The organism is Trinickia sp. (assembly GCF_051954495.1).
Classification (GTDB): Bacteria; Pseudomonadota; Gammaproteobacteria; order Burkholderiales; family Burkholderiaceae; genus Trinickia.
The window spans coordinates 1-10,172 of the sequence record NZ_JBQCHR010000131.1 but is presented as its reverse complement, the minus strand read 5'-3'; the positions used below and the strand labels follow the sequence as shown (position 1 = coordinate 10,172).

The 10,172-nt window shown below is 64.6% G+C and carries 12 protein-coding genes; 2 read left to right on the top strand and 10 right to left on the bottom strand.

From position 1 onward, the window contains the following. The first annotated feature begins 36 nt into the window (after positions 1-36). The gene (locus ACTHNR_RS18485; RefSeq protein ID WP_440549114.1) at positions 37-138 is read left to right on the top strand and encodes a DUF3800 domain-containing protein; all 102 of its coding nucleotides are present in this window, start codon (positions 37-39) and stop codon (positions 136-138) included. After that, positions 134-481, top strand: coding sequence for a DUF3800 domain-containing protein (locus ACTHNR_RS18480; RefSeq protein ID WP_440549113.1), 348 nt, complete (start codon positions 134-136; stop codon positions 479-481). The genes ACTHNR_RS18485 and ACTHNR_RS18480 overlap by 5 nt, the downstream gene beginning before the upstream one ends. A gap of 180 nt (positions 482-661) precedes the next feature. Here the strand turns inward: ACTHNR_RS18480 and purF are convergent, their stop codons facing one another. The 10 genes from purF to ACTHNR_RS18430 form a co-directional block, all read right to left on the bottom strand. Further along, positions 662-2,209: an amidophosphoribosyltransferase gene (purF, locus tag ACTHNR_RS18475; protein ID WP_440549111.1), complete on the bottom strand. Its 1,548-nt coding sequence runs from the start codon at positions 2,207-2,209 to the stop codon at positions 662-664. Positions 2,210-2,267: 58 nt separating this feature from the next. Further along, a complete protein-coding gene (locus tag ACTHNR_RS18470) occupies positions 2,268-2,762 on the bottom strand; it encodes a CvpA family protein (protein ID WP_440549112.1) in 495 nt (164 codons plus the stop codon). 8 nt (positions 2,763-2,770) lie between these two features. After that, entirely contained in the window at positions 2,771-3,697 is a 927-nt protein-coding gene (locus tag ACTHNR_RS18465) for an SPOR domain-containing protein (protein WP_440549110.1), read from the bottom strand. A gap of 48 nt (positions 3,698-3,745) precedes the next feature. After that, positions 3,746-5,056, bottom strand: coding sequence for a bifunctional tetrahydrofolate synthase/dihydrofolate synthase (gene folC, locus ACTHNR_RS18460; RefSeq protein WP_440549109.1), 1,311 nt, complete (start codon positions 5,054-5,056; stop codon positions 3,746-3,748). A 40-nt stretch (positions 5,057-5,096) separates the two neighbouring features. Continuing rightward, positions 5,097-5,969, bottom strand: a complete 873-nt coding sequence (accD, locus tag ACTHNR_RS18455; RefSeq protein WP_440549108.1) for an acetyl-CoA carboxylase, carboxyltransferase subunit beta — start codon at positions 5,967-5,969, stop codon at positions 5,097-5,099. A gap of 106 nt (positions 5,970-6,075) precedes the next feature. Next, positions 6,076-6,876: a tryptophan synthase subunit alpha gene (trpA, locus tag ACTHNR_RS18450; protein ID WP_440549107.1), complete on the bottom strand. Its 801-nt coding sequence runs from the start codon at positions 6,874-6,876 to the stop codon at positions 6,076-6,078. A 39-nt stretch (positions 6,877-6,915) separates the two neighbouring features. Next, positions 6,916-7,776, bottom strand: coding sequence for a DNA-methyltransferase (locus tag ACTHNR_RS18445; RefSeq protein ID WP_440549106.1), 861 nt, complete (start codon positions 7,774-7,776; stop codon positions 6,916-6,918). Between the two features lie 12 nt (positions 7,777-7,788). Next, on the bottom strand, positions 7,789-8,982 hold the full coding sequence (gene trpB, locus ACTHNR_RS18440) for a tryptophan synthase subunit beta (RefSeq protein WP_440549105.1): 1,194 nt from the start codon (positions 8,980-8,982) through the stop codon (positions 7,789-7,791). A gap of 64 nt (positions 8,983-9,046) precedes the next feature. Continuing rightward, complete coding sequence (locus ACTHNR_RS18435) at positions 9,047-9,757, bottom strand: phosphoribosylanthranilate isomerase (RefSeq protein WP_440549104.1); 711 nt, start codon at positions 9,755-9,757, stop codon at positions 9,047-9,049. Between the two features lie 4 nt (positions 9,758-9,761). Then, on the bottom strand, positions 9,762-10,172 hold a 411-nt coding region (locus ACTHNR_RS18430), incomplete at its 5' end, for a tRNA pseudouridine synthase A (RefSeq protein WP_440549103.1).

The window sequence follows — 10,172 nt, the reverse complement described above, 5'->3', positions numbered from 1 at the left end:
CGCACTGCGGTCCGTTTTTCATTTTGGGGGCCACGATTGCATCTACTCTATTTGGACGAGTCTGGACATCCGGACGATCCCAACTCCGAATTTTTCGTCGTCGCCGGCTTCAGCGTTTTCGAGCGACAAACGCATTGAAGTGCCGCTATTCTTGGACTCGAAAGCCTCGCGACTTATTCAAATGGCGGACATCGTCGCCTATTGGACCTTCCGGTACTTCCAATCAAGCGATCATCGCGGGTTCAGCCTCATCAGACCGTTTTGCGCAGACCGCGGTGATGCGAACGACGGGCTGATCACCGACCTATCCACGGAAACGACGGCAAAGCTTGCCAATGCAGCACCACATAAGCACCCGTTCCCCTTTCCCGCCGCTACGGCTCGACCTGCAGCTATGCCCCCTGCTATCCCCGACCGAGATTCCTGCAAATATCGACCACATCCTCGAACCCAATTGCCGCGTGAGGCGGCGCTACGATAAGTCCCGCTGCGCGCCCTCGTTGCCGCGTAACGCTCCTGCGCGCTGTCGTCGCAAGACGCACCATCCAACGCGAGGAATGGCCAGCAAAAAGCCCGCTTTGCATCGGCAAAAGCGGGCTTCACGTTCAGAGGCGCCTTGGCGTCGAACCACGCCACAGCGCCACACCGACACGATAACGGTCTATTCCACCGACAACTGCAGATGCAATTGCGAGCGCGTGACCGTGCCGTCGACGGCGTCGCCGGCCGAATCGCGCTCCGATTGCGATTGCGGCGAAAGCCGCGCGAGTTCGATCCGGTCGAGGTACTGAGTCGTGACGTCGCCCGTGATGTAGTCGCCATCGAAGCACGATGCTTCGAAACGCGCCAGTGCAGGGTTGATGTCGCGCACGGCTTGCTTGAGCGCGTCGACGTCTTGATAGACGAGATGATCGGCCCCGATGATGTTGGCCACCTCCTCGTCCGTTCGACCGTGGGCCACGAGTTCGCCGCGCGTCGGCATGTCGAGGCCGTAGACGTTCGGGAACTTCACGGGCGGCGCCGCCGACGCGAAAATCACGCGCTTTGCGCCCGCATCGCGCGCCATCTGCACGATCTCATGCGACGTGGTGCCGCGCACGATCGAATCGTCGACGATCAGCACGTTCTTGTCCTTGAACTCGATCGCCATGGCGTTGAGCTTTTGGCGCACCGACTTCTTGCGCACGGCCTGTCCCGGCATGATGAACGTGCGGCCAACGTAGCGGTTTTTGAAGAAGCCTTCGCGATACTCGACGCCAAGCTTGGCCGCCACCTGCATCGCCGCCGGACGCGATGAATCGGGAATCGGCATGACCACGTCGATGGGTACATCGGGCAGCACGCGCTTAATCTTCTCGGCCAGGTAATCGCCCATGCGCAGACGCACGTTGTAGACCGACACGCCGTCGAGGACCGAATCCGGACGCGCAAGGTAGACGTATTCGAAGATGCAAGGGTTCAGGCTGGGCGTATCGGCGCACTGCTGGCTGTGCAAACGGCCTTCGTTGTCGATGAAGATCGCTTCGCCGGGGGCCACGTCGCGCACGAAATCGAAACCGATGCCTTCGACCGCCACCGATTCCGATGCGATGATCCATTCGACACCTTCCTCCGTCTCGTGCTTGCCGATGCAAAGGGGGCGAATGCCGAACGGATCGCGGAAGGCGAGCAAGCCGTAGCCGGCGATCAGCGAGACGATCGCATACGACCCGCGTACGCGGCGATGCACGCCCGCCACCGCCTTGAACACCGTGGCGGGTTCGAGTTGCAGCCCCGAGCTGGCGAGTTGCACCTCGTGCGCGAGCACGTTGAGCAGGACCTCGGTATCCGAGTTCGTGTTCACGTGCCGGCGGTCGATCCGGAACATCTCGTCTTTGAGCTGCTGCCAGTTCGTGAGGTTGCCGTTATGCGCGAGGATGATGCCGAACGGCGCATTCACGTAGAACGGCTGCGCTTCCTCTTCGCTCGACGCCGAGCCGGCCGTCGGATAGCGCACCTGGCCGATGCCGGAGGTACCGGGCAAGCTGCGCATGTTGCGCGTGCGGAACACGTCGCGCACCATGCCGTTGGCCTTGTACATGTGGAACGTGCTGCCGTTCGCCGTCGCGATGCCGGCTGCGTCCTGGCCGCGATGCTGCAACAGCAGAAGGCTGTCGTAGATCAGCTGATTGACCGGGGAGTGGGAGACTACGCCTACGATGCCGCACATGGCAGGGTCCTTCAAAGATACGAAAAACGTTGGCGCCGGCTAGGCCGGCACACGCGCCTCACACGCGAACGTACGCGGCGAGCGCGGGGGGAAGCAAAGGCTTCAATTCACGTACGCCTTGCTCGGCGTAAGGCCGCAGCAGCGCGTCACGCCAAAACTGTTGTTTCGGCAGCTCGGTCAGCCCGGCCAGCGCCACGAGCAGCAGCACGAACACCGCGCCGCGCGCGATGCCGAACAGCAGGCCGAGCGAGCGGTCCACGCCGCCCAAGCCGCTCACGGCAACGAGCCGTGCGATCAAGGCGTTGGCGACGCTCGCCACGAGCACCACGCCCACCATGATCGCAGCAAACGCCAAAAGCCACTGGGTCAGCGCACCGCCGGGCCAGTCGCTTGGAATATAGGGCACCAGGAGCTGTACATAGCGGCAAGCCACAAAAAAAGCGACGACCCAGCCGATCAGGCCGAAAATTTCCGACAGCAGACCCCGCCAAGCGCCGCGCAGGGCCGATAGGCCGATCACGGCAAGCACGGCGTAATCGAACGCGGTCAGCATCTGGGCCGTCACTGCGCCGCGTTGCCCGCGTTCGCGGTCAAGCCGGCTTCGCGCACCTTGGCGATCGCGGCGGACGCTGCCGCACGATCGGCGAAGGGGCCGGCGCGCAGCATCGTGCGCGGCTTGCCGTTGGCTTGCTTGCTGTGTTCGATGTAAGCGGGCACGCCCGCTGCCTTGAGTTTGCTTTCCCACGCACGCGCGCTGGCATCGTCGGCGAACGTGCCGAGTTGCACCGCAAAGCGCGCGCCGGGCGGTGCGGCCGGCGTACCGGAATCGGCTTGCGCGGCGCTCGGCGCCGGCATGGCGGTCGGCTTGGCCGACGATTGGGTCGACTGAGTCGATTGCGCCGACTGTGTTGCGTTGGAGCGCGCCGACTTGTCCTTGTCCGTCGAAGCATTCGACGGCGCCTGCTTCGACGCGTTCTGCTTGCCATTGGCTTGCTGAGCGCCGCCGGCGAGCGCGCGCGCCGCCTTGCTCTGCCCCGCTTCGGGAGCCGGCGCGGACGCCACCCCTGCTGCCGCGGCGCCGGAGCCCGCCGTATCGGACATATCGGCCCGGTCGGGTGCGACGCCGGCCTGCGTGTCTTGCGCGTCGTCGCTGTCGCCGCCCGCACGCGACGGGGGCGTGGCGGGGCGGTTGGGGATATCGATGGCGATGTCGTCGGTTACGGGCTTCGGGTGCGAATCGAGCACCATCGGCAGGACCACGACGGCGGCGACCACGAGGGCGATGGCCCCGACGAGCCGCCGGCGCGCCCGCTGCTTTTCGGGCAGGGTGGGATCGAGCAGCATCGCATCGGCGTCGCCTGTGCGCTCGCCGCGGCGGCTACGACGTTCGTCGCGCGCCTCGAACGTCCCACCGCTGCGCGCGGATCTAGCGCTGGCGCCACGCCGGCGCGGCGTGTCGTCTTTTTTGCCGAACGAGAAAAATCGCATGAATCCGCTGGTTTCGAGGGGGCGGCGCATCCGTTCGACGCGCGTCGGTCAATGTTGCCGCGACTTCCGATAGGCCATCACACCGGCCACAGTATAGAAACTACCGAAAACCACGATTCTATCATCCTCTGTCGCTCGGCTCAGCGCATCTTGGAACGCTTCGGCCGGCGAAGCGAAGCGCGCGATGCTGCTGTCAGGCCCTTCCTCGACGCCGCTCGCGCGCAAAACCTTTTCCAGATCTTGTGCGGAGGCGGCCCGCCCGAGCGGCAAATCGGTCAGACACCAGTGATCGATCTCGCCCGCGAGGTGTCGCACGACACCCTCGATATCCTTGTCGCGCATCGCACCGAACACGGCGTAGGTGTACCGGAAGAAGCCCATGCTGCCCAGGTTCTGCCCCAGCACGGCCGCGGCATGGGGGTTGTGCGCTACGTCGAGCACCACCGCCGGGCGCCCCGGCAGCACCTGGAAACGCCCCGTCAATTCGACGTTGGCCAGGCCGAGCCGCACATCCTGGGCCGACACGGGCAACCGGTCTCGCAGCGCCTCGAGCGCCGCCATGGCCGCCGAGGTGTTGATCAACTGGTTGGCGCCGCGCAGCGCCGGATACGCGAGCGCCGAGCGTCTGAGCGTAGGCCCCACGTAACTCCATTGCTGCCGCTCGCTGCCTGCTTGGCCCTCGTAGCGGAAATCGCGGCCGAAGAGCCAGAGTTCGGCGCCGATCGCGTGAGCATGATCGATCAACGTCTGCGGCGGCGCCGGATCGGCGCAGATAGCCGGCCGCCCCGGTCGGAAGATTCCGGCCTTTTCGTAAGCGATCTTCTCGCGCGTATCGCCGAGATACTCGGTATGGTCGATGTCGATGCTCGTGACGATCGCGCAATCGGCATCGACGATGTTCACGGCGTCGAGCCGGCCGCCGAGCCCCACTTCGAGGATGACGGCGTCGAGCCCGCGCGACGCGAACAAATGCAGGATCGCGAGCGTCGTGAATTCGAAATAGGTGAGCGAAACCGGCTCGGCAAGGCTCGTGCGCGCCGCTTCCACCGCTTCGAAGTGCGGCAGCAGTTCATCGTCGGTCGCGTTTTGGCCGTCGATCCGCGCGCGCTCGTTGAATTCGAGCAGATGCGGCGACGTATGACAGCCTACGTGATAGCCGCCGGCACGCAGAATCGACTCGAGCATCGCACACGTCGATCCTTTACCGTTCGTACCGCCCACCGTAATGACAGGACAATCGAATCTGAGGCCGAGCGCATCCTTCACCTTGCCGATGCGCGTGAGGCCCATGTCGATGCCGACCGGATGCGCCGACTCGAGATGCGCGAGCCAGGCGTCGAGAGTGCTAAAAGTGGTCATCCAAAACCGCGGGCCGTCCCGCGTCAGCAGCGTTTAACGGTTAAGCGACGGCGTCCGCGGGCTGGCGCGTGAGCAAGGCGATGAGCCGCGCCAGTTCCTCGCGCAGCTTACGGCGATCGACGATCATGTCGATCGCGCCCTTTTGCAGCAAAAATTCGGCGCGCTGGAAGCCTTCGGGCAGCTTTTCGCGCACGGTTTGCTCGATCACGCGCGGGCCGGCGAAGCCGATCAGCGCCTTGGGTTCCGCGATCACGACGTCCCCCAGGAACGCGAAGCTCGCGGACACGCCGCCCATCGTCGGATCGGTCAGCACGGAGATGAAGGGCAGCTTGGCGTCGGCCAGCTTGGTCAGCATCGCCGTCGTTTTCGCCATTTGCATCAGCGAAAGCAAACTTTCCTGCATCCGCGCGCCACCCGAAGCCGTGAAACAGATGAACGGCACTTGCTGTTCGAGCGCATTTTGCGCGCCGCGCGCGAAGCGTTCGCCGACGACCGACCCCATCGAGCCGCCCATGAACGCGAATTCGAAGCAGGACACGACCACCGGCAGCGTGTGAATGGCGCCGCCCATGACGACCATGGCGTCGGTTTCGCCCGTATCGTCCATCGCATCCTTGATGCGGTCGGGGTACTTGCGGCTGTCCTTGAACTTCAGCGCGTCGACGGGGACGATTTCCTGGCCGATTTCATACCGGCCTTCCGCGTCGAGCAGCGCGTCGAGACGGGCGCGGGCGTTGATCCGCATGTGATGGCTGCATTTGGGACAAACGTGCAAGTTCGCCTCGACGTCGTTGCGGTACAACACCGCTTCGCACGACGGACACTTGACCCAAAGCCCTTCGGGAATGCCCTTGCGGCTTTTCGGATCGGTCTGTTTGATCTTGGGCGGCAGCAGTTTGTCGAGCCAGCTCATCGTTATTCCTTCAAATGATGTTGTTTCGTTCGCGTCGCGCGAAGGTTTCTCGCCGTCCCACGCCGGCGAACCCCAACTCGCCGGGCGTAGGGACGACGCGCCGCCGTCAGGCGGCGTCGAGCGCCTTGCGGATCCCGGCGACGAAAGACGTCAACTCGGAGACGGCGGCTTCAGCCGGCACTTCTTCGAGCAACTGAACCAAACGGCTGCCAATCACGACGGCATCGGCCACTTCGCCCACCGCACGCGCCGTCGAAGCGTCCCGAATACCGAATCCGACCCCAACAGGCAGCCGCACTTGCGACTTGATGGCCGGGATTTTACTCGCGATGCTGGAAACGTCCAGATTTGCGGCGCCGGTCACTCCTTTTAGCGACACATAGTAGACGTAGCCGCTCGCGACCTGGCCGACGGCGGCGATCCGCTCCTCGGTCGACGTAGGCGCGAGCAGGAAGATCGGATCGATGTTTGCCGCGCGCATGCGCTGCGCGAATTGCGCCGATTCCTCGGGCGGGTAATCGACCGTCAGCACGCCGTCGACACCGGCCTCGGCCGCCGCCTGCGTAAAGGCCTCGATGCCCATGCGCTCGATCGGGTTGGCGTAGCCCATCAGCACGACCGGCGTCTTGGTGTCTTGTTCGCGGAACCGCTTCACGTCGGCCAATACGTGCTTCAACGTCACGCCGCGTGCAAGCGCCCGCTCGGAGGAACGCTGGATGACGGGACCGTCGGCCATCGGATCGGAGAACGGTACGCCGAGCTCGATGACGTCGGCGCCGCCGGCCACGAGCGCATGCATGAATTCGACCGTGCGGGCGGGGTCGGGGTAGCCGGCCGTGATGAAGGGAATCAGGCCTTTCTTGCCCTGTGCGGCCAGCGCCGCGAAAGTGTGTTCGATACGGGACATGGTGTCTTCTCTACCGATAAGTGCGAAATGCCGCGCCGCTCACGAGGCGACGGCGGGCGCGTCGGACGGTACGCCACTGACGGCGGCGACGCGTTCGTGCGCGATCGCGCAGTAATTTTCATTGATCTCATAGCCGACGAACGCACGCCCATGCCGTGCGCAAGCCACCGCCGTCGTACCGCTGCCCATGAACGGGTCCAGCACGCGACCGCCGGGCGGACAGCTCGACAGCACCATCCGCTCGACGATCTCGAGCGGCTTTTGCGTGGGATGATCGACCCGCTCGGCATGTTGACGATGCAGCCGCGACACCGACCAGACATCCTTCGGGTTGTAGCCGACTTCCAGCCACTTGCTGCCCTCGAACAGCTTGCGAGAGCGGGCCTTCTTCGTGACCGCGTCGTACGGAATCCGCACGGGATCGAGATCGAAGTAGTAGTCCTTCGATACCGCGAAGAACCCGATGTTGTCGTGCACGGACGTGAAGCGGCGCGTCGTGCCGCCCATGCTCGGCACGCGCCGGTCCCAGATGATCTCGTTGACCATCGTGAGCTTCGTCTTCAAAAACGAGAAGATCTCCGGCGCGTACTGCCAGGTGCAAAACACGTACAGCGAGCCGCTCGCCTTCAGCTTCGGAATCGCCAGCTCGAGCCAACGACGCGTCCACGCGAGAAAATCCTCGCCCGAACGCATGTCGGAATCGTTGCCGTAATCCTTGCCGAGCCCGTAGGGCGGATCGGCGACGATCAAGTCGATCGAGCCGTCGGGCACCGCCTGCGCATCCGAAAAAAAATCGCGGTTGTGCAAGGCAATAGGCAGGCGCGGCGCGCCCGTGCTGCCGAGCGCGCCGCCCGCGGCCGTGGGCCCCGGGGCGTCGAATTCGTCGATGAGATCGCGCATTGCCGATGAAGCTTAGAGCGCGAGGCCCGTGCGTTCGGCGACCGTGTGCATATCTTTGTCGCCCCGGCCCGAGAGATTCACGAGCAGATGCGTGTCGCGCGGCAACGTGGGCGCGACCTTGGCCGCGTACGCGAGCGCGTGGCTAGATTCGAGCGCGGGGATGATGCCTTCAATCCGGCAGCAATCGTGGAACGCCTTCAGCGCTTCGTCGTCGGTGATGCCCACGTATTGCGCGCGGCCGCTATCCTTCAGCCAGGCATGTTCGGGGCCCACGCCCGGGTAGTCGAGCCCCGCCGAGATCGAATGCGTTTCGATGATCTGGCCGTTTTCGTCCTGCAGCAGGTAGGTGCGATTGCCGTGCAGCACGCCGGGGCTGCCGCCGATCAACGAAGCGGCATGATGGCCCGTTTCGATCCCCTCGCCCGCGGCTTCGACGCCCACCAGCTTGACGGCGGCATCGTCGATGTACGGATAAAAAATGCCCATTGCGTTCGACCCGCCGCCCACGCACGCGATCACCATGTCGGGCTGGCGACCGGTGAGCTCGGGCATTTGCACGCGGCACTCGTCGCCGATCACGCGCTGGAAATCGCGCACCATCATCGGATACGGGTGCGGGCCGGCCACCGTGCCGATGATGTAGAACGTGCTTTCGATGTTCGTCACCCAATCGCGCATCGCCTCGTTCAGCGCGTCCTTGAGCGTGCGCGAGCCCGATTCGACGGGCACGACGGTGGCGCCCAGCAGCTTCATCCGGTACACGTTCGCCGCTTGCCGGCGCACGTCTTCGGCGCCCATGTAGACGACGCACTCCATGCCGAAGCGCGCCGCGATCGTGGCCGTGGCCACGCCGTGCTGGCCGGCGCCGGTCTCGGCGATCACGCGCGGCTTGCCCATGCGCTTGGCGAGCAAGGCCTGGCCGATCACGTTGTTGACCTTGTGCGCGCCCGTGTGATTGAGGTCTTCGCGCTTGAGAAACACCTGTGCGCCGCCGAGCAATTCGCTCCAGCGCCGCGCATGATAAATCGGCGACGGACGCCCGACGAAGTACTTGAGCTCGCGCTCGTACTCGGCGATGAAGTCGGGATCTTTGCTGTACTGCTCGTAAGCTGAACGCAACTCGTCGAGCGCGTGCACGAGCGTTTCGGCGACGAACGTGCCGCCATACGGGCCGAAGTGGCCCTGTTGATCAGGAAGGTTGTACATGGTTCTCACTCTTCGCAGCGGTGGCGGAGCGCGCTTCTCGTTCGGCGCCGCGCCGCCTTGGCCTTCACTCGGCGTCCGCCTCGCGCACCGCGCGTACGAACGCCGCCATTCGGGCGGGATCCTTCACGCCCCTGGCGCCCGGTACTTCGATGCCGCTCGAGACATCGACCGCGTACGGGCGCACGCGCCGAATGGCGTCACCGACGTTTTGCGCGTTCAACCCACCACTCAAAACGGCCCGACGCGCGAGCTCTGCTGGAATAAGTGACCAATCGAATGTCTTCCCGCCGCCGCCATAGCCCTCGACGAGGGTATCGAAGAGCAAGCCGCCGGCTGTCGAATAGTTAAGGGCCGATTCTACCAAATCGGCGGGCTGTGTATCTGCCCCGATGCGCAGGGCGCGCAGCCATGGCAATCCCGCAATGCTGGCAAGCTGTTCGCACTGCGCCGGTGTCTCGTCGCCATGGAATTGCAGCATGGTGAGCGGCACGTTGCTCGTGACTTCCCCGATCCATGCCGCGGTGGGATTCACAAATAAGCCGACGACGGACACGAACGGCGGCAATGCGCCGGCGAGATCGATGGCTTCGTCCACGCCGACCGAGCGCGGGCTCGGCGGATAAAAGACGAGCCCGATGGCGTCCGCGCCCAATTCGATGGCCAGCTCGACGTCCGCCCGGCGCGACAAGCCGCACAGCTTGATGCGCGTGCGTCGGGGGTTCTGGCCGGCGGCGCGTGCATCGGGCTCTGCATCGGGGGCAGCAATGCTTGTCATAGGCTCATTCGCTCCAAATACCGCTCCATGGCACGCTGCCGAGGGACGCGGGCGGCACCGCGAACGCCTCGGGGTAGCCCACGTGGGCTAGATAAAGACCCTCGGGCATGAAGGTCGGCGCGGCGCGATCGCGATCCCGGCTGGCCAGCACGTCGGCCAGCCACGAGACGGGATAGCGGCCTCGGCCGACGGCAACGAGCGAGCCCATCAGGTTGCGAACCATATGATGCAGGAACGCGTTCGCGCGAAACCGAAAATGAATCAAATCGCCGGCCTGCCGGATGTCGATGCCATAGAGATGCTTGACCGGGCTTTTAGCCTGGCATTCGGACGACCGAAACGCCGAAAAATCGTGCTCGCCGATCAGGCATTGCGCCGCGGCGCGCATCGCGTCGACGTCGAGCGGCGTGTGGAT